14 protein-coding genes and 1 pseudogene are annotated in these 19,407 nt (G+C 44.3%); 12 read left to right on the top strand and 3 right to left on the bottom strand.

The genetic code is table 11. The features are described 5' to 3' along the window. Positions 1–126: 126 nt before the first annotated feature. The 12 genes from RDP42_RS08550 (at position 127) to folE (ending at position 15,159) form a co-directional block, all read left to right on the top strand. Positions 127–2,004: a DUF4980 domain-containing protein gene (locus RDP42_RS08550; protein WP_308763334.1), complete on the top strand. Its 1,878-nt coding sequence runs from the start codon at positions 127–129 to the stop codon at positions 2,002–2,004. Between the two features lie 29 nt (positions 2,005–2,033). Continuing rightward, positions 2,034–4,226, top strand: a complete 2,193-nt coding sequence (locus RDP42_RS08545) for an alpha-galactosidase (protein WP_308763333.1) — start codon at positions 2,034–2,036, stop codon at positions 4,224–4,226. 46 nt (positions 4,227–4,272) lie between these two features. After that, on the top strand, positions 4,273–5,433 hold the full coding sequence (locus tag RDP42_RS08540) for an MFS transporter (RefSeq protein WP_308763332.1): 1,161 nt from the start codon (positions 4,273–4,275) through the stop codon (positions 5,431–5,433). A gap of 11 nt (positions 5,434–5,444) precedes the next feature. Beyond that, positions 5,445–6,329 (top strand): carbohydrate kinase, encoded by an 885-nt coding sequence (locus tag RDP42_RS08535; protein ID WP_308763331.1) that lies wholly within the window; start codon positions 5,445–5,447, stop codon positions 6,327–6,329. Positions 6,330–6,507: 178 nt separating this feature from the next. Next, the gene (locus tag RDP42_RS08530; protein WP_308763330.1) at positions 6,508–9,291 is read left to right on the top strand and encodes a substrate-binding domain-containing protein; all 2,784 of its coding nucleotides are present in this window, start codon (positions 6,508–6,510) and stop codon (positions 9,289–9,291) included. A gap of 71 nt (positions 9,292–9,362) precedes the next feature. Continuing rightward, positions 9,363–10,028, top strand: coding sequence for a DUF3256 family protein (locus tag RDP42_RS08525; protein ID WP_308763329.1), 666 nt, complete (start codon positions 9,363–9,365; stop codon positions 10,026–10,028). Positions 10,029–10,308: 280 nt separating this feature from the next. Further along, positions 10,309–11,214: a peptidoglycan DD-metalloendopeptidase family protein gene (locus RDP42_RS08520; protein WP_308763328.1), complete on the top strand. Its 906-nt coding sequence runs from the start codon at positions 10,309–10,311 to the stop codon at positions 11,212–11,214. Between the two features lie 137 nt (positions 11,215–11,351). Next, on the top strand, positions 11,352–11,894 hold the full coding sequence (locus tag RDP42_RS08515; RefSeq protein WP_303912121.1) for a DUF1599 domain-containing protein: 543 nt from the start codon (positions 11,352–11,354) through the stop codon (positions 11,892–11,894). Beyond that, the gene (locus RDP42_RS08510) at positions 11,884–13,200 is read left to right on the top strand and encodes a BT_3928 family protein (RefSeq protein ID WP_308763327.1); all 1,317 of its coding nucleotides are present in this window, start codon (positions 11,884–11,886) and stop codon (positions 13,198–13,200) included. The genes RDP42_RS08515 and RDP42_RS08510 overlap by 11 nt, the downstream gene beginning before the upstream one ends. Before the next feature lie 24 nt (positions 13,201–13,224). Continuing rightward, positions 13,225–13,980: a triose-phosphate isomerase gene (gene tpiA / locus RDP42_RS08505; protein WP_022354710.1), complete on the top strand. Its 756-nt coding sequence runs from the start codon at positions 13,225–13,227 to the stop codon at positions 13,978–13,980. Positions 13,981–14,101: 121 nt separating this feature from the next. Continuing rightward, complete coding sequence (locus RDP42_RS08500; RefSeq protein WP_308763326.1) at positions 14,102–14,563, top strand: SPOR domain-containing protein; 462 nt, start codon at positions 14,102–14,104, stop codon at positions 14,561–14,563. A gap of 2 nt (positions 14,564–14,565) precedes the next feature. Beyond that, positions 14,566–15,159, top strand: coding sequence for a GTP cyclohydrolase I FolE (gene folE / locus RDP42_RS08495; RefSeq protein WP_303912169.1), 594 nt, complete (start codon positions 14,566–14,568; stop codon positions 15,157–15,159). 48 nt (positions 15,160–15,207) lie between these two features. Here folE and dnaG read toward each other — a convergent pair whose 3' ends face one another. From dnaG to RDP42_RS08480, 3 genes and pseudogenes are all read right to left on the bottom strand, one after another. Further along, a complete protein-coding gene (gene dnaG / locus RDP42_RS08490) occupies positions 15,208–17,340 on the bottom strand; it encodes a DNA primase (RefSeq protein WP_308763325.1) in 2,133 nt (710 codons plus the stop codon). A 56-nt stretch (positions 17,341–17,396) separates the two neighbouring features. Beyond that, complete coding sequence (locus RDP42_RS08485; RefSeq protein ID WP_308763324.1) at positions 17,397–18,962, bottom strand: phosphatase PAP2 family protein; 1,566 nt, start codon at positions 18,960–18,962, stop codon at positions 17,397–17,399. Positions 18,963–19,212: 250 nt separating this feature from the next. Next, positions 19,213–19,407, bottom strand: a pseudogene (locus RDP42_RS08480) (malate dehydrogenase); the annotation flags it as partial.

The following is a 19,407-nucleotide window of genomic DNA, read 5'->3' as shown; positions in this document are numbered from 1 at the left end:
CATTTTTTTAATCAATTATATAATTCTCCGGTATGCCTTCGGGCTGCCGGAGTATAAAGAGTTTTCAGTTAAGGTATTTTATTATATAAATAATTTGTATTTTTAATCCCTATAAAATAACATATCATGAAAAAGAATTTTGTTAACCTCGCATTAGGAGCATTTTTATTGACTGGTATGGGGGCATGTCAATCGCAGAAGAGCGACCTTGTGTTCGAACATCAAGGCGATACTTTGACCATTGTACATATTAAGAATCCAGCCAAATATTTATTGCTTCCTATTCAGGAATCTTCCAATGAAGGGAAGGTAAAGTTGGATACAGGTAGTCCGGCTGACACACCGATGGATATCCGTCTGGCGGTAGACAGTGTAGAATACTATGTACCTTTTGAACTGCCTGCCGGTGCGAAAGAGGCTACTGTGACCATCGGAAAGGTAGCTGCCAATGCGGTTTGCTGGGATCATATCCAGCTGTCGGATACATTTAATACAACTAATACGGATTATTACCGTCCGGTATATCATCACACCCCGCTTTATGGCTGGATGAACGATGCCAACGGTCTGGTATATAAAGACGGAGAGTATCATTTGTATTTCCAGTACAATCCTTACGGTTCTAAATGGGGCAATATGCACTGGGGACACTCAGTCAGCAAGGATTTGATTCATTGGGATCACTTGAAGCCGGCAATTGCCCGTGACACCTTGGGACATATTTTCTCTGGAAGTACAGTGGTGGATAAAAACAACAGCGCAGGCTACGGAAAGGACGCTATCATTGCTTTCTATACCTCAGCCAGTGATGAACACGGACAGATTCAGTGCATGGCTTACAGCAATGACAATGGACGTACTTATACAAAATACGAGAAGAACCCGATTCTGACTCCGTTTGACGGATTGAAAGATTTCCGCGATCCGAAAGTGTTCTGGTATGAACCAGCTCAGAAATGGTATATGATTGTTTCTGCTGATAAGGAAATGCGTTTCTATTCTTCTTCTAATTTGAAAGACTGGGAATATCAGAGTGGATTTGGAAAGGGATATGGCGTTCAGCCTAATCAGTTTGAATGTCCTGACTTCATTCAGTTGCCGGTAGATGGTGACAAGAACAAGATGAAGTGGGTGATGATTGTCAATATCAACCCGGGATGTATGTTTGGAGGTAGTGCCACAGAATATTTCGTAGGTGACTTTGACGGAAAAGAATTTAAATGTGATACGAAGCCTGAAGTAGCGAAATGGTTGGATTATGGAAAAGACCATTATGCTACTGTTTGCTTCTCTAATACAGGTGACCGCGTGATTGCTGTGCCTTGGATGAGCAACTGGCAGTATGCCAATGCTACTCCTATTCGCCAGTATCGTGGCGCCAATGCGTTGCCGCGTGAATTGTCTCTTTACACAAAGGACGGTCAGATTTACATGGCTGCCAATGCGGTGAAGGAAACTGAAACTTTGCGTAAGGATACTCGTAAGGTGGATGCGTTCACTGTAAAAGACGAATATAAGATGAATGAGATTGTGCCGAACACAGACGGTGCTTATGAACTGGAAATGGATGTGACTCCGGGCAAGGCACAGGTGGCAGGCTTTGAGTTGCTGAATGACAAAGGTGAGAAGATGAAAGTTTACCTAGACATGAAGGCAGGTAAGTTGGTGGCTGACCGTACGGAAAGCGGTATTGTGGATTTGACACGTTACGGAGAGGTAACCGTACATGAAAAAGAAACAGATGACCACCGCAAGACCATGTCAATCAACTATAAGAATGACTTTGCTTTGGGCACATGGGCTCCGCTTTCCTTGTGTGAAGGTAAAACTTATCATTTGAATATCTTTGTAGATAAATGTTCTGTTGAAATTTTTGTAGACGGCGGACGTATTGCCATGACAAATCTGGTATTCCCTACCAAGCCATACAACACACTGCGTTTCTATGGTGAAGGTGCTGACTATAAGGTGGAGAATATGAACATATATAAATTGGGGTTGTAATAAACGATAAACGAGAGACAGACATGACCATGAAAAACTTTTTTGTGACGGCTTTGGGTGTACTGGTGGGGTTTCAGTATGTAGGAGCTGCTGAGAAGAAGATTATCCGTATTTCTACGGATAAGACGGATTTGGTGCTTCAGGTGGCTGAAAACGGACGGCTCTATCAAACCTATTTGGGAGAGAAACTGTTACATGAGGCTGACTTGGAGAACCTTGACTGGCGGATACATCCTGCTTCGGATGCGAGTGTTTCCACTCGCGGATGGGAGGTTTATTCCGGTTCGGGTAATGAGGATTTTTTTGAACCGGCGGTAGGCATTACCCATGCTGATGGGAATGCTTCCACGTGGCTATATTATGTGTCTTCTTCTTCCAAGAGTGTGGAAGGAGGTACGCAGACCGATATCTTGTTGCGAGACGATAAATATCCGGTAGACGTGACATTGCATTATGTAGCTTATGAGAAGGAAAATATCATCAAGACCTGGAGTGAAATAAAACATCAGGAAAAGAAACCCGTTCAGCTGTTCCGTTATGCTTCAACCATGTTGTATTTCAATAGTCCTTCCTATTACCTGACCGAGTTCAGTGGAGATTGGGCAAAAGAAGTACAGATGAACACTCAGAGACTGGTATTTGGAAAGAAAGTGATAGATACCAAGTTGGGAAGCCGTGCTGCCATGCATGCACAACCTTTTTTCATGGTCGGTCTGAATGCTCCTGCCTCAGAAAATCAGGGAGAGGTCCTGATGGGTACATTGGGATGGACAGGTAATTTCAGTTTTACTTTTGAAGTGGATAACGTGGGGAACCTGCGTGTGATTCCGGCTGTCAATCCTTATGCTTCCAATTATGAACTGGCGAAAGGAGAGGTGTTCACTACTCCTGAGTTCATCTTTACATTAAGTTATAAAGGTACGGGTGAAGGAAGCCGTAATTTCCAGGAATGGGCACGTAATTACCAGTTGAAAGGCGGAAAAGGTTCTCGCCTGAGTTTGTTGAACAACTGGGAAAATACCGGATTTGATTTTAATGAGGAGATTCTGGTCGATTTGATTCGGGAAACGAAAGAACTCGGCGTGGATATGTTTCTGCTGGATGATGGATGGTTTGGAAACAAATACAAGCGTAGCGGGGATACCGCAGGACTGGGAGACTGGGAAACTACGGCTGACAAGCTTCCTGGTGGTATCAATGCCTTGGTGCAGGCTGCTCAGAAAGAAGGAGTGAAGTTCGGCCTTTGGATTGAACCGGAAATGGTCAACCCGCAAAGCGAATTGTTCGAAAAGCATCCCGATTGGGCAATCCATTATCCGAATCGTGACGCTTATTATTACCGTAATCAGCTGGTGCTGGATTTGAGTAATCCGCAGGTACAGGATTATGTGTATGGTGTCATAGACAAACTGTTGAAAGAGAATCCGGGTATTGCTTACTTTAAGTGGGATTGCAACAGTCCGATTACGAATATTTATTCTTCTTACTTAAAAACAAGACAGGGACGTCTTTATATTGACCATGTGAGAGGTGTCTACAATGTCATGAAACGGGTAAAGAAGAATTATCCGGATGTGCCGATGATGCTTTGTTCTGGTGGCGGTGCTCGCTGTGACTATGAAGCCTTGAAATATTTCACGGAGTTCTGGTGCAGTGATAACACTGATCCGGTGGAAAGGGCCTATATTCAGTGGGGATTCTCTCAGTTCTTCCCGGCAAAGGCCATGTGTGCGCATGTTACCAGCTGGAACAAGAATGCTTCTATCAAGTTCCGTACCGATATGGCTTCCATGTGTAAGTTGGGCTTTGATATTGGATTGAAAGAATTGAAAGCGGAAGAACTGCAATATTGCCAGCTTGCCGTGGCTAACTGGAAACGTTTGCAGCCGGTGATATTGGATGGAGTACAATACCGTTTGGTGTCTCCGTATGAATCCAACCACATGGCCGTGAATTATGTTAATGAAGACCGCTCCAAGGGAGTGATATTTGCTTACGACATTTATCCCCGTTTTCAGGAGAAACTGATGAAACTGAAGGTGAAGGGGCTGGACCCGAATAAGATGTATAAGGTGGAAGAAATCAATTTGATGCCGGAAAAAGATTCTGAACTGAAGGAGAGTGGTAAAGTCTTTTCCGGTGACTATCTGATGAAGGTGGGACTGGATGTCTTTGGTTTCCAGCCGACTCAAAGTCATGTAATAGAGTTGACTGCGGAATAATCTCTAAAAATGAGAGAACGGAATGTAAACTAAAAAACGAACGAATATGACAAATGCTCAATTAAAATATGCGAAACTTTTCCCGGTGATGCTTTGCTTCTTCGCCATGGGATTTGTGGACTTGGTTGGAATTGCATCCAATTATGTAAAGGAGGATTTGGGTCTGAGTGACTCAGAAGCGAATATATTTCCTTCTTTGGTATTCTTCTGGTTTTTGATATTCTCCGTACCTACGGGAATGTTGATGAACCGCATCGGACGTAAAAAGACTGTGTTGTTGAGTCTGATAGTGACATTCTTGTCACTGGTTCTGCCGATGTTTGGTGACAGCTATGGTTTGATGCTTTGTGCCTTTTCCTTGCTGGGAATTGGTAATGCACTGATGCAGACTTCTCTGAACCCATTGTTGAGTAATATTATCTCAGGTGATCGTTTGGCCAGTACACTGACTTTTGGCCAGTTTGTGAAAGCCATTGCTTCTTTCCTGGCGCCTTATCTGGCTATGTGGGGAGCTTTGCAAACCATTCCGACCTTTGGTCTGGGATGGAGGGTGTTGTTCCCGATTTATATGATTGTGGCTATCTTTGCAATTCTTTTGCTTTCGGCTACACCAATAACCGAGGAACAGCCGGATAAAGCTTCCAGCTTTGCTGATTGTCTGAAACTGTTGGGTAAGCCGTTTATCCTGCTGTCTTTCTTGGGCATTATGTGTCACGTAGGAATTGATGTAGGTACGAATACTACGGCTCCGAAGATTCTGATGGAACGCATTGGGATGACATTGACGGAAGCCGGATTTGCAACGAGCCTGTATTTTATATTCCGTACGTTAGGTTGTTTCTCTGGGGCATTTATCTTACGGGTTGTGTCGTCTAAGGTGTTTTTCCTGATTAGCGTGATTTGTATGGTTCTGGCCATGATCGGACTCTTTGCTTTTGATTCACGTACGATTATCTATATCTGCATTGCGTTGATTGGTTTTGGTAACTCAAATGTGTTCTCTATTATCTTTTCACAGGCTTTGCTGGCTATGCCGGATAAGAAAAATGAGGTGTCTGGATTGATGATTATGGGACTTTTCGGTGGTACCGTATTCCCGCTTTTGATGGGAATCGCCAGCGATGCAGTAGGACAAAACGGTGCTGTAGCAGTGATGACTGCCGGTGTGATTTATTTACTTTTTTATACATTGAAAATTAAACATTAAATAGTAAGACTATGAATAATACAATCGTAGTAGGTATAGGAGAAGCACTGTGGGATGTGCTGCCTGAAGGAAAGAAACTTGGAGGAGCTCCAGCAAATTTTGCGTATCACGTATCACAGTTTGGACTTGACGGACGTGCGGTAAGTGCGGTAGGAGAAGACAAGTTGGGAACTGAAATCTTGGAAAATTTTTATGAGAAGAACCTGCATTGCATGATTGAACGTGTGCCGTATCCTACTGGAACGGTGCAAGTGGAACTTGATGCAGAAGGAGTTCCTTGTTACGATATTAAAGAAGGAGTGGCATGGGATAATATTCCTTATACACTGGCGCTGGAAGGGCTGGCAAAGCAGACTACAGCTGTTTGTTTTGGTTCTTTGGCTCAGCGGAGTGTCGTTTCTCGTGAAACTATCAACAAGTTCTTGGATGCTATGCCGAAGGAAGGCACACTGAAAGTGTTTGACATCAACCTTCGTCAGGGATTCTATTCTAAGGAAGTGCTTTGCAACTCTTTCAGAAAATGTAATGTGTTGAAGATTAACGATGAAGAGTTGGTTACAGTGAGCCGTATGTTTGGCTATCCGGGCATTGACTTGCAGGATAAGTGCTGGATTTTGCTGGCTAAATATAACTTGAAGATGTTGATTCTGACTTGTGGGGTGAACGGAAGTTATGTATTTACTCCAGGAAATGTATCCTTTGTAGAAACTCCGAAAGTGGAGGTTGCAGATACGGTTGGAGCAGGCGATTCGTTTACTGCTACCTTCGTGGCTTCTATCTTGAAAGGGAAGACCGTACGTGAAGCACATGAACTGGCTGTGGAAGTTTCAGCATTTGTGTGCACTCAAAATGGAGCTATGCCTGAATTCCCATTATATTTGAGAAATAAAATGTAAAGAATAAGGTTTATAAGTTTGTATTTTTAGTTTAGGTTAGATTTGAAAAGCATGCGGTTTTGGCTGTGACAGCTAAAACCGCATTTTTATTGCTTAATAATCAAGAAAAAAATCTTTTTGGTTGAAAGGCTTTCCTTGCTTTGATATATCTTTGCAAAGTTAACTTAATATAGATTCCATGAGACATCGATGGCATAAATACCTTTTACTCTTTTTCCTTGTATGTTTGTTAATGGCTTGCAATAGAGGAAGGTCTAAATATATTATTGGAGTTTCACAGTGTAGTAATGATGAGTGGCGCGTGCAGATGAATAAGGAGATTCTGCGTGAGGCTTTGTTCTATCCTGGAGTAGAGGTGAAGATTCGTCAGGCACAGGATGATAATGCACGGCAGATTAAGGATATCAAAGAATTTATTCGTCAAAGAGTAAGTTTGATTATTGTGGCACCCAATGAGGCAGGAGCAATCGCTCCTGTACTTGAAGAAGCGTATGAAGCAGGTATTCCGGTGGTATTGGTAGACCGGAGAATTCACTCCGATAAATATACTGCCTACGTAGGAGCCGATAATTATGAAGTAGGAAAGAAGGTGGGCGAATACATTGTCAATGCCTTGCATGGAAAAGGAAAAGTGGTGGAGATTACAGGACTGAAAGCTTCTACTCCTGCTATAGAGCGTCATCGTGGAATGATGGATGCTCTGAAAAAAGCGTCTGATATAAAGATTGTGGCTTCTGCAGATGCTGGCTGGTTTCAGGATAAGGCGAAGGTGGTAGTCGATACGATTTTAAAAAATCATGACCAGATTGACCTGATTGTGGCGCAAAATGACCGGATGGCCATGGGAGCTTATCAGGAGGCGCGGCGTCAGAAGCGTGAAAAAGATATTCTGTTTATTGGAATCGATGCAGTGGCAGGGAAAGGATATGGAGTGGAAAGTGTGGCCAAGGGGGAATTGAATGCTACTTTTATTTATCCTACAGGTGGAGATAAGGTGATACAAGTGGCGATGTCCATTTTGAAAGGACAGAAGTATGAGCGGGAAAATTATTTGTCAACGGCCGCTGTGGATAAGGGTAATGCCCGAATTATGCAATTGCAGACGGAACATATCTTTGCTTTAGACCATAAGATAGAATTGCTTCATAATCGGTTGGATGATTATTTCCTTCGTTATTCCGCACAAAAAATGTTCCTGTATGCTTGTGTGGTGATCTTGGTGTTGGTGGGATTTATGATGTTCTTTTTGGTACGTGCTTTTTGGGTAAAGAATCGGATGAACACCGAATTGTCCACTCAGAAGAAACAGTTGGAACAGCAGCGAGATCAGTTGCAGGTACAACGAGACCAGCTGATAGAATTGTCTCGACAACTGGAAGATGCGACCCATGCTAAGTTGGCTTTCTTTACCAGTGTGTCACATGATTTCCGTACACCGTTGACCTTGATTGCCGATCCGGTAAATCAGTTGTTAGAAGAAAAACAATTGGGGAACCGGGAGCGGAAAATGCTGGAGATTGTGCAACGAAACGTATCGATTTTGTTGAGGCTGATTACGCAGATTTTGGATTTCCAGAAATATGAGCATGGAAAGTTGCATTTGCGTCTTTCTGAATTTAATATACTTACGGGAGTTAGAGAGTGGACCGAGGCTTTCCATGTATTGGCATCCAGAAAGCATATCCATTTTACGGTGTCCGCAGAAGGAGATGAGTCAAATTATATGATGGTGGCCGATGTGGAAAAAATGGAACGTATCATTTATAATTTGTTGTCGAATGCGTTTAAATTCACTCCTGAAAAGGGAGAAATAAAGGTAGAACTGTCTCAGATAGAAAAGAAGCAGTTGCGCTTTTTGCGTTTGAAAGTAAGTGATACGGGTATTGGTATGTCGGAAGATCATGCCCGTCATGTGTTTGAACGTTTCTATCAGATTGACATGCAGCATACGGGGTCAGGTTTGGGACTGGCTCTGGTAGAGGCTTTTGTGCATTTGCATCATGGAAATGTGATAGTGGACAGTGCGGAGGGAAAAGGTACCTGCTTTTTGGTGGAACTTCCAATGAAACAGGAAGGAGAAGTGGAAGAGATTATTGAAAAGAACGAATCGTTGAAGAATTTGCAGGAAGGGGCCGTTTTGGATGCCGGATTGGAAACTTTGCACCAGTTGCCGAAAACGATTGAGACGGATGGAACTGCAGAGAAAGAAATCGTCCTGGTAATTGATGACAACCAGGATGTGCGAGAGTATACAGAGATGCTGTTACGGGATCGTTATACGGTCATAGAGGCCGTCAATGGACAAGACGGTATCCGTCAAGCGATGAAATATGTACCCGATGTCATAATTTGTGATATTATGATGCCTGTAATGGATGGTATTGAATGCTGTCGCCGATTGAAAAATGAGATTCAGACTTCCCATATACCCATATTGATGCTGACGGCTTATACCATGGATGAGCAACGCATTCAAGGGTATGATTCTGGAGCGGATGCTTACCTTACCAAGCCGTTTAATGCCAAGGTCTTGTTGACCCGTATCCGGAATCTGATAGATAACCGCAAACGGTTGAAATCCTTGGGAGATTCGATTGCTACAATCCAGAAGCAGTCTTTAAGCGATATGGATAAAGGATTTGTGGAAAAATTGAAAGGGTTGATTGATGAAAAAATGGGAGATTCCAATCTCAGCGTAGAATTCTTAGGCACAGAGTTGGGGTTAGGACGCGTACAGTTATATCGTAAGGCAAAAGCTTTGACCGGTTATTCACCTAATGAATTGTTGCGTATAGCTCGGTTGAAGAAGGCTGCATCGTTGCTGGCTTCTACAGAAAAGACTGTGGCTGAAATTACGTACGAGGTGGGGTTCAGTTCTCCTTCCTATTTCACTCGGTGCTACAAGGAGTATTTTGGGGAAAGTCCGACTGATTTCTTGAAACGACGGAATGGGAAGGGATAAGAGAAAACGGATTCCTTGTATACACTAAAGAAAATAATTGTATATTTGGGCACTTTTTGAAGAAGTAGGTTATGAAACGTCTTTTAATTATATGGTTTATATTGGGAATATGCGGGGGCATATGTGCCCAGGATTTGAAAACATTGTTTGTGGCAATGCCTGATTCTTTGTCTCCGTTCCTGACAGAAGTAAATAGGGCCGATTTTGGTGATTTTCTGGAAAGTGGTATGAAGGCAGAGGTGAAAAATCGTTTTGGAAACACTTCGGAGATGACAAAACTGACATCAGATTATTTGTTTCTGAAAAGTAGTTCGGCCAGTACGCTGGAACTGAAACTGCTGCCGTTGAATGATTCTGTCAAGGTGATTTGTGCTGTATCTACTTATTTTGCTCCTGCTGGAGACAGTCGGATTGCATTTTATGATACCAACTGGAAAGAGTTGCCGCAGAGTGACTTTATTCAGCTCCCAGAAGAAAACGAGTTTTATGTCATGCCGCAGTCTGATGTGCAGACTGATTCGTTGAAAAACCTCCGGACTTATGCCGACATGTATTTGTGGACAGCTTCCTTGTCGGTTGACCAGCCCGTTCTCTCAATTACTTATTCTACTCCCGATTATTTGGACAAGAAGACAGCAGACGAGCTGAAACATTATATTGTATCTGCTCCTTTACGTTATGAGTGGGAGAACGGCAAATTCATTATGCAAAACAAGCTGAATACTTCGTCTAAGTGATCTTGTTTAATCTTTTGTGTGGCTGATCCTTATGTTTTACAACATCAATTCATGCCGGGGCGTATGAAAATACATAAAAAATAGTTAACCAGGCAACCGGGTATGACGAAAAAATTTTATCTTTGGAACGTTGTTTGTAAAACGAAAGGCATATTTCGGGAATATGCATTCTAAATTTGATTGTTTTTAACCAGTAGTGGTATTCTATTTGGAGGTCGGACTGGAATATTTTATATCACGAAAACCAACCGACGGATACTAGCTGAAAAATATAGATGGAATGATATTAAAATGCATTAGAACAGTAGCGATGGCCGCTTTGGCAATGGTGAGTATCAGTGTCTCGGGACAAGATCTTCTCGCTCGTCAGGCGCCTATTGACAGAAAATTGAAAGCAGTTGATTCACTGGCTTTGATTCGTCAGATTAAAGCTGAACAGGCAGTATATCCTGCTTATAGTCTTTATCCCAACTGGAACAATGATCGCGTTCATGCGTACGGTGGTACTCAGGTTCCAGATAGTTTCCGAATTGATCTTACCGGTTTCTGTATGCCGACAACCCATACAATCATTACTTCTAAATGCGGTCCTCGCTGGCGGCGTATGCACAACGGATTGGACATTAAAGTCTATATCGGCGATACAATCCGTGCTGCATTCGACGGACGTGTTCGTATGGTAAAATATGAACGTAGAGGATACGGAAAGTATGTAGTGATTCGTCATGACAACGGTCTGGAAACCATTTATGGTCACTTGTCGAAACAAATTGTGGCAGAAGACCAGTATGTAAAGGCAGGAGATCCTATCGGCTTGGGTGGAAATACCGGTCGTTCTACGGGTTCACACCTTCATTTTGAAACACGTTTCTTGGGTGAAGTCATCAATCCGGAATTTATGTTTGATTTCCCCAATCAGGATATTGTGACAGACAGCTATTTGTTTGTACGTGGTGCCAACCGTTATTCCTATCAGCGTACGCGGGCATTGGCTGCTGTGAAGTCAGGTAAGTCAGGAGCTGCGGAAACTGAAAAATCGGCTATCCGTTATCACAAGATTCGTAAAGGAGATACATTGGGACGCATTTCTCGTTTGTATCATGTGTCTATCGACCGTTTGTGCCAGATTAATGGTATCAAGCGTACCACTACCTTGCGTATCGGACAAGTCTTGAGATGCTCTTGATAAGTAGAATACATTTGTAATAGAAATAGCCATTTCATGCAGCCGGAAGGTCTGTATGAAATGGCATTTTTTATGTCTCTTATTATTGTGTGCTCTGTGAAAAAACAGTAACTTTGCCACACATTCTCACATAAAAGATGGAAGAAACCAAAAAACAATTTGAACATGTAATCGCTGTCTGCCGCGACTTGTTTGCCAAGAAGTTGCATGATTACGGGGCTGCGTGGCGCATCATGCGTCCATCCTCTGTGACAGACCAGATTTTTATCAAAGCCAATCGTATTCGCAGTATAGAGGTAAAAGGCGTTTCCTTGGTGAACGAAGGTATCCGTCCGGAGTTTATCGCTATTGTCAATTATGGTATCATTGGGTTGATTCAATTGGAACTGGGATATGCCGAGAAGGAAGACATTACGGAAGACCGTGCTTTGGAGTTGTATGACATCTATGCTAAGAAGGCCTTGGAACTGATGCTCGCAAAGAATCATGATTATGATGAGGCCTGGCGCAGCATGCGCATCACTTCGTATACTGATTTGATTCTGATGAAGATTTACCGGACCAAACAAATTGAATCTTTGAAAGGAGAGACATTGGTATCGGAAGGTGTGGATGCCAATTACATGGATATGATTAATTATGCCGTATTTGGATTGATAAAGTTAGAATTTGGAGAATAAGTATTTACATAGAGTCATTGTAGTCTGGAGTAACTTCTGCCGCTTTCTGCTGGCCGTTGTCTTTTTGTTTTCCGGATTTGTAAAAGCAAATGATCCTTTGGGCACTGTTTACAAGGTGCAGGATTATCTGGAAGCATGGGGCTTTTTAGGTTTGAGCAAAGGGAATGTGCCGTATGCGGTGGCAATGTTGTTTGCTCTACTGGAATTTATCATAGGTATTTACTTGTTTTTTGGTATTCGGCGTCGGGTGGCTCCTTTATTGGTGTTGCTGGTTATGTCTTTCATGACTCCGTTGACGTTGTGGCTTGCCATAGCCAATCCGATATCCGACTGCGGATGTTTTGGAGATGTGGTGGTTCTGACGAACTGGGAAACCTTCTTCAAAAACATTGTCTTGCTGGTAGCAGCCATTTCGGTGTTTCGATGGAAACGGTATATATTCAACTTGGTGACAACAAAAGTAGACTGGCTGATTTCGCTGTACAGCATCGTGTTTATTATCTTTTTTACCCTATTCAATCTTCGTTATCTGCCGGTCTTTGATTTTCGGCCTTATCATGTAGGGGCTGATATCCAGAAAGGAATGAGTATTCCCGAAGGGAAAAAACCTACGGTATATGAAACGATTTTTATTTATTCCAAGAATGGGAAAGAGCAGGAATTCACCATTGATAATTTCCCTACCGATTCCACATGGACTTTTGTAGACTCGAAAACACGGGTAAAGGAGAAAGGATATGAACCGCCGATTCATGATTTCTCTATTACGTCGTTGGAAACTGGAGAAGATTTGACGGAGGAGATTTTACAGAGTGACCAATATACATTTCTGCTTGTCGCTCCCTGGTTGAAGCAGGCTGACGACAGCGGAATGGATTTGATTAATCAAGTCTACGACTACAGCGTGGAACACGGTTACCGTTTTCTTTGCCTGACGGCCTCTTCGGAACAGGATATTATGGATTGGCAGGAAAATACAGGAGCTGAATATCCTTTTGCCTTGGTGGATGAAATTACGTTGAAGACCATGATCCGTTCGAATCCGGGATTGATGTTGTTGAAAAAAGGGGTGGTGTTGCGTAAATGGAGTGTCTCTAATTTACCCGACGAATACCAGTTGAATGCCCCGTTGGAACGTCTCCCTTTCAGTACGTGGAGTCCTGAGACGAATGTACATAAGATTGTAGTGGTGGCACTTTGGTTCTTGGGCCCGTTATTGTTGTTTACCATCATCGATTTGATTTGGTTGCGTATCAAGGCTCGCCGAGAGAAAGAGAAAAAAGAAAAGGAAAAAGAAACATTATAACTAACCCTTTAAAATTAAAACAAAATGAGAAAAAACATTGTAGCAGGTAACTGGAAAATGAATAAGAACCTGCAGGAAGGTATTGCTTTGGCAAAAGAATTGAACGAAGTATTGACTGCAGACAAACCTAACTGCGACGTAATCATCTGTACTCCGTTTATTCACTTGGCTTCTGTTACTCCTTTGGTAGACAGCTCTATCATTGGCGTAGGTGCTGAAAACTGCGCAGACAAAGCTTCTGGTGCTTACACTGGTGAAGTTTCTGCTGAAATGGTTGCATCTACAGGTGCTCAGTATGTAATCTTGGGTCACTCAGAACGTCGTGCTTACTACCACGAAACAGTAGAAATCCTGGCTGAAAAAGTTAAATTGGCTTTGGCTAACAACTTGAAACCGATTTTCTGTATCGGTGAAGTATTGGAAGAACGTGAAGCTAACAAGCAGAATGAAGTAGTAGAAGCTCAGCTGGCTTCTGTATTCTCTTTGTCTGCCGAAGACTTCAGCAAGATCATCTTGGCTTACGAACCGGTTTGGGCTATCGGTACTGGTAAGACTGCTACTCCTCAGCAGGCTCAGGAAATCCACGCTCACATCCGTTCTTTGGTAGCTGCTAAATATGGTAAGGAAGTGGCTGAAAACACTTCTATCCTGTACGGTGGTAGCTGCAAGCCTTCAAATGCAAAAGAATTGTTTGCAAATCCGGATGTAGATGGTGGTTTGATTGGTGGTGCTGCTTTGAAGGCTGCTGACTTCAAAGGTATCATCGATGCTTTTAAATAATTTCCAATCTCTGAATTAATCAGGAATTGCTTGAGCACAGAGAGATGAGGACGTGCAGTGTCATTCCTTCCCTCTGTGCTCAATTGACTTTTGTTTTCTATGTCTATCTAAAAATCCGGTTATGCTGAAATATTTTTTATTCATTGTTTCTTTATTATGTGTCAGTGGGAGTTATGCCCAACGAAACATTATTGAAAGTTTGCAAACCCGTCGGGCGGGTGAAGGAGTGGTCACTATCCATCAGGATGCACAGATTACTTCTCTGATAGGGAAACGCTATGTACGGTCTACAAGCTCAGAACCGGTGAAGACATTGAAGGCCCGCGGTTTTCGTGTACAGGTGTATGCCGGAAATAATTCCCGTCAGGCACGTAGTGAGGCGAACAATGTAGCGGCAAAGGTAAGAGAGGAATTTCCTGACTTGCCGGTTTATACTTATTTCCAGCCTCCACGTTGGTTGTGCAGGGTGGGAGACTTCAAGAGCATTGAAGAAGCACATGTTACCATGCGTAAATTGAAGGCGACAGGAGTTTTCAAGGAAGTATCTATTGTGCGCGAACAGATTAATATACCTATAGAATAATGATGACAGATACCAATTCGATAAACTGGCCGCAGGAAAAGGTGGAAAAGCTGATGGGCCATTACAAAGAGATTCTTTCTTTGCTGGGAGAAGATCCGCAACGTGAAGGGTTATTGAAGACTCCAGAACGTGTGGCCAAGGCCATGCTGACATTGACTCGTGGATATGAAATGGATCCGAGAGAGGTGCTGAATGCGGCGAAGTTCAAGGAGCCTTACAGCCAGATGGTGATTGTGAAGGACATTGATTTCTTTTCCATGTGCGAACATCATATGCTGCCGTTTTATGGAAAGGCGCATGTGGCCTATATCCCGAACGGATACATTACGGGGTTGAGTAAGATTGCCCGTGTGGTCGATATTTTTTCCCATCGCTTGCAAGTACAGGAACGCATGACGCTCCAGATTAAGGAGTGCATTCAAGAAACATTAAATCCATTAGGTGTAATGGTGGTGGTAGAAGCCAAACACATGTGCATGCAGATGAGAGGGGTGGAAAAACAGAATTCAGTGACCACTACTTCCGATTTTACCGGTGCGTTCAATCAGGCAAAGACGCGTGAAGAGTTTATGAACCTGATTCGGGCCAAATATTAACAGATGTGCTATTTCCCCTTCTGCGTCTGAAAAAGGGGAAATAGTTTTTTATAGGCTGGGAGGTAATACGACACGGTCTCCCGCTTTCTGAAGCATCGGAATCTGTATCTTCTGCAAGTCTTGGTAATGCTTCATAATTTCCTGGCACTTTTGCGGGTCGTTGTAAATGTCTGGATTGTTCAAGGCCTGCAGTGTGTGCTTCATCTCTTCTTCCACAATTGAAATCTTGAAATCAATCAGCAGACGGGGGACCAGTTCATACAACCGTTCTTCATCGGTAATGATTTTCTGTCCCTTGGAATGGTATTTGCTCAGTTGATAGCGGTCGCTGACCATTTCGGCAGCCAGTTTACTGATATCTGCGTCGGGATGACTCAGGAAGTAGCGTTCAGCCACAAATCCCGGCTCTTGCAAGTGTGTTTCCGCTTCTTTCAGAATACGGCGGTCCAATGCGCTATGAAATTGTAATTCGTCTTCCTTTAAACTTGCAGAAATACACTCTATCACCGTGAGTGGCCGTTCTTCTCCGTTTTCATTTTCCAAATAACACATGGCTTTCTCGCCATAGCGGATAAGCATGCGTATCAGTGCCTGTTCCCGTTGGTAGAATACTTTCTGTTCGTTTCCTTCCAGTGGAATGTAAGAGAGGTATTCATCCGCTGAGGCAGTGGCTGTCGTTGCAGTAGCTTCCGGTTGTGCATCCGTTGAAGTTGTCGGTGAAGTCGTCGGATTTTCCTGCGGAACAGGTGATTCCTGTTTTTCAGTAGGGCTGGTCGAAATGGCAGGCGATTCTGTTTTCTCTTGAGACACCTGCTGTGCCCTGAGGGCTTGCTGCTGTTTCCTTTGGTTCTCCTTGAATTTGTTTTCCTGCGCCTGTTCCATGAGTTTGGCTACAGCTTCTATCAGCACCTTCTCTTCCATTTGCAGGAGCTGGCTGCATTCACGTGTGTAAACAGAACGGACAATGGCATCCGGAATCACCGAGATGCTTTTGACGATGCTGGAAATCAGGCTGGCCCGTTTGATGGGGTCTTTGCCCGCTTCTTCCATCAGCAGGTTGGTCTTGAACCGGATGAAATCGACTTCGTGCTCGTTGATATAAGCTTGGTAGTCGGTGGCATTGTGCTTGCGGGCAAAACTGTCCGGGTCATCCCCGTCTGGCAACAGGCAGACTTTGACGTTCATTCCTTCTTCCAGCAGCATGTCAATACCTCGGATGCTGGCCTTGATGCCGGCTCCGTCACCGTCGTACAACACGGTGATGTTGTTGGTGAAACGGTGTATCAGCCGTATCTGGTCGGGAGTCAGAGCCGTACCTGAGGAAGCCACCACATTTTCAATGCCACTTTGGTGCATGGAAATGACGTCGGTATAACCTTCTACCAGGAAACAGCGGTCCTGGCGGACAATTTCCTGTTTGGCAAAATAGATACCGTAGAGTTCCCGGCTTTTATGATAGATTTCCGACTCCGGCGAATTGACATACTTCATCTGTACGTTCTTGGTGGCCGCGCTCAACACACGTCCGCCGAAGGCTACCACTTTACCCGATAAGGTATGTACGGGGAAAATGACACGTCCCCAAAAACGGTCGTGCAGGGAACCGTCGTCTTTGCGGTAACAGAGTCCGGTCTTGACGAGAAACTCTTCCTTGTAGCCTTTTTGTAAGGCTGTGCGGGCCAGTGCGTCCCGGTTGTCCAGACTATATCCTAACTGGAATTTCTTGATGATGTCATCGCGGAAGCCACGGCTGCGCAGGTACGTCATACCGATGCGCTGTCCGTCAATGTGATTGTAAAGGATGTCTTGGAAATATTCGGCAGCAAACTGATTGACTACGAACAAGCTTTCACGCAGACTGTGTGCCTGCTTCTCTTCTTCGGTCAGTTCGCGTTCCTTGATTTCGATGTTGTATTTTCTGGCCAGCCATTTCAGCGCTTCGTAGTAGGAGAGCTGTTCGTGCTCCATGATGAAATGCACCACGTTGCCTCCTTTTCCGCAGCTGAAGCATTTACACAATCCCTTGCTGGGCGAGACACTGAACGAAGGGGTCTTTTCGTTGTGAAAGGGGCATAGTCCGATGTAGTTCACCCCTCTTCGGCGAAGCGTGACAAATTCGGATACCACATCTACTATTTGTGCCGCATCCAATATCCGGTCTATGGTGGCTTGGTCTATCATATCGGGAGGCGAAAATAATAAAAATAAGTAGAATGTGCAACGCCTTTTCAGGCGATTCAAAACATGAACGCGATGGAGGCTCCGAAAGTAAAGTTATGCATCGGGGTCCGTCTGCTGTAGGAGCGTGCTTCGCGGTTCCCTTCTTCGTCTGTCCAGGAATTTTTCAGGTCATAAGTCAGACGGGGAGAAGCAAAATCATAGTCGCAATACAGGCGCAGGGCCGCATTCTCCTTGTAACGGTAGGTGAGAGAAACACCCGTACCCAGTTTGAAGGTGGAACTTTTCCGGATGTGCAGAAATTCTTCGTCCACAAACGTGCTGTGCAGGAGTTCGTGGGTAGTCAGGCCTTCCTGTTGGAGATAATATTCCACATCTTCCTTGTAGAACTGATTGTAGGCTTCCTGGCTCACTTTCTGGCGGTCAAAGATATCGGGGTTGATGCGGGAGAGTGAATTCAGGCTAAAGTCGGCATTCATCCGTCGTCCAACCAGTAGTTTGCTGCCCAGTTGGAAGTAACGGCTCAAGGGGTACGAAAAGTAGACTCCTAAATCGATGTCGCAAAACCCCAAGTGGTCCGATTCTAGTCCGTCGAGTAGGAACATGTTGACCGGAGCTCCTTCCTGCAAGTCATTGTCCAGGTCGAAGTGTTGTTTGTTTTCTTCTGGAATATCAGCTATCACCGGTAAGGTAGCCACTTTCAAGCGCCCTCCCAGTCCGAGGTAAGCATTGAAAAAGTAGGCGCCTTCCACGCTGACAACCGTGGCAGTTCCTGTCCGCAGATGCATGCCCAAAGGAGAGCCGTGTTCCATGTCATATAATTCGGCAGTGCGCAACACAGAAGGTGCAGTGGCTACTCCCATATTGAAGCTCAGGAAAGACGGTGCGTCATCACGGGTGTAACTGGCATTCTGTTCAAGGCCGGTATGCTTATGCTTGAAAATCAAATCGGAGAAGAAGTATCCTAAGTCGGTGGAAATCATGCCGATGCCCGCACCCACCAGCACATCACCAATCCAGTGACGATTGTTCAATTGTCGGGTTACTCCGGTCAGTCCGGCCAGGGTGTAGCCGCCGATGCTGTACCACGGGCTGATCATGCCATATTCCTTATGCAGGATGGTGGCGCACATAAAGGCGGTGGCGGTATGTCCCGAAGGAAACGAGTTGTTCGAGGAATTATCCGGACGGAGTTCCTTGGTGGTATGTTTCAGGGTGTTGACGAATCCGGCCATGAGGGCAGCCGAAAAAACATTGCTGACAGTCAGTTCTTTCCACGAACTTCGTCCTTCTACCCCCGCCAGTTTCATTCCCCACGTAGCAGCCAGTGGCACATACTGTGTATAGTTGTCATATTCATGATGGAAGGTAGGTTGGAAGCGGTTGCGCAGGGTACGGAAATTCCGGTTTTCTCCTTTTACAACCAGTCCGGCGGCAATAAAGGGGATACCCATGTACGAGAAATTTCTACGGAACTGGTCTTTCGCTTTAGGCGTGGATGTTTCTCCGGCCTGCGAGGCAGAGAAGATGGAGTCGTGACGCACAAGGCCTTCCGGCAGGCGAGCCTGCAAGGGATGACAAATCAGTGGCAGGATAAAAAGGAATAACAGGGTATTGGTTCTCATTGCTGCTCAGGGGTTAAGGAAGTACATCGTAGGGAGCGGCAAAGATAGTGCTTTCAGGAGGAATGTCAAGAAGAGACTGATGTACATAGGAAAATGTTAACTGTCTTATATTTAGTATGTTAATCGTTTTCTCCGTGTACAAATTCAATGTGTGGGGTGTGATTCTTCAAGTGAAACAACTACAGACCAAGGTACATAAAAAAAGGAGACTGAATATCAGTCTCCTTTTGTATATCAATGGAATATCCGATTATTTGATGTTCGGGTTCAGTTTGTTCCATTCAGAGATAGCAGGAAGAACGCCCATAGCGATTACTTCGTCACGCAATTCGCACAAGTGAGCGTAGCTCTTGTCCAAGGCAGCCTGTTCTTCCGGAGTACCCTTCAGTTCAGCGCAGTGGCAACCGTCAGCTGTGATTGAAGTTTCCCAAGCCATCATGATGTG

Source organism: uncultured Bacteroides sp. (assembly GCF_902472605.1).
In the GTDB taxonomy this organism is placed as follows: Bacteria; Bacteroidota; Bacteroidia; order Bacteroidales; family Bacteroidaceae; genus Phocaeicola.
The sequence above is the reverse complement of the archived record's forward strand: the minus strand, read 5'-3'. Positions and strand labels throughout refer to the sequence as shown.

Bases quoted from the DNA above. Each gene is read 5' to 3' on its own strand.
- RDP42_RS08550 (WP_308763334.1), top strand. From the start codon at position 127: ATGAAAAAGAATTTTGTTAACCTCGCATTAGGAGCATTTTTATTGACT.
- RDP42_RS08545 (WP_308763333.1), top strand. From the start codon at position 2,034: ATGAAAAACTTTTTTGTGACGGCTTTGGGTGTACTGGTGGGGTTTCAG.
- RDP42_RS08540 (WP_308763332.1), top strand. From the start codon at position 4,273: ATGACAAATGCTCAATTAAAATATGCGAAACTTTTCCCGGTGATGCTT.
- RDP42_RS08535 (WP_308763331.1), top strand. From the start codon at position 5,445: ATGAATAATACAATCGTAGTAGGTATAGGAGAAGCACTGTGGGATGTG.
- RDP42_RS08530 (WP_308763330.1), top strand. From the start codon at position 6,508: ATGAGACATCGATGGCATAAATACCTTTTACTCTTTTTCCTTGTATGT.
- RDP42_RS08525 (WP_308763329.1), top strand. From the start codon at position 9,363: ATGAAACGTCTTTTAATTATATGGTTTATATTGGGAATATGCGGGGGC.
- RDP42_RS08520 (WP_308763328.1), top strand. From the start codon at position 10,309: ATGATATTAAAATGCATTAGAACAGTAGCGATGGCCGCTTTGGCAATG.
- RDP42_RS08515 (WP_303912121.1), top strand. From the start codon at position 11,352: ATGGAAGAAACCAAAAAACAATTTGAACATGTAATCGCTGTCTGCCGC.
- tpiA (WP_022354710.1), top strand. From the start codon at position 13,225: ATGAGAAAAAACATTGTAGCAGGTAACTGGAAAATGAATAAGAACCTG.
- RDP42_RS08500 (WP_308763326.1), top strand. From the start codon at position 14,102: ATGCTGAAATATTTTTTATTCATTGTTTCTTTATTATGTGTCAGTGGG.
- folE (WP_303912169.1), top strand. From the start codon at position 14,566: ATGACAGATACCAATTCGATAAACTGGCCGCAGGAAAAGGTGGAAAAG.
- dnaG (WP_308763325.1), bottom strand. From the start codon at position 17,340: ATGATAGACCAAGCCACCATAGACCGGATATTGGATGCGGCACAAATA.
- RDP42_RS08485 (WP_308763324.1), bottom strand. From the start codon at position 18,962: ATGAGAACCAATACCCTGTTATTCCTTTTTATCCTGCCACTGATTTGT.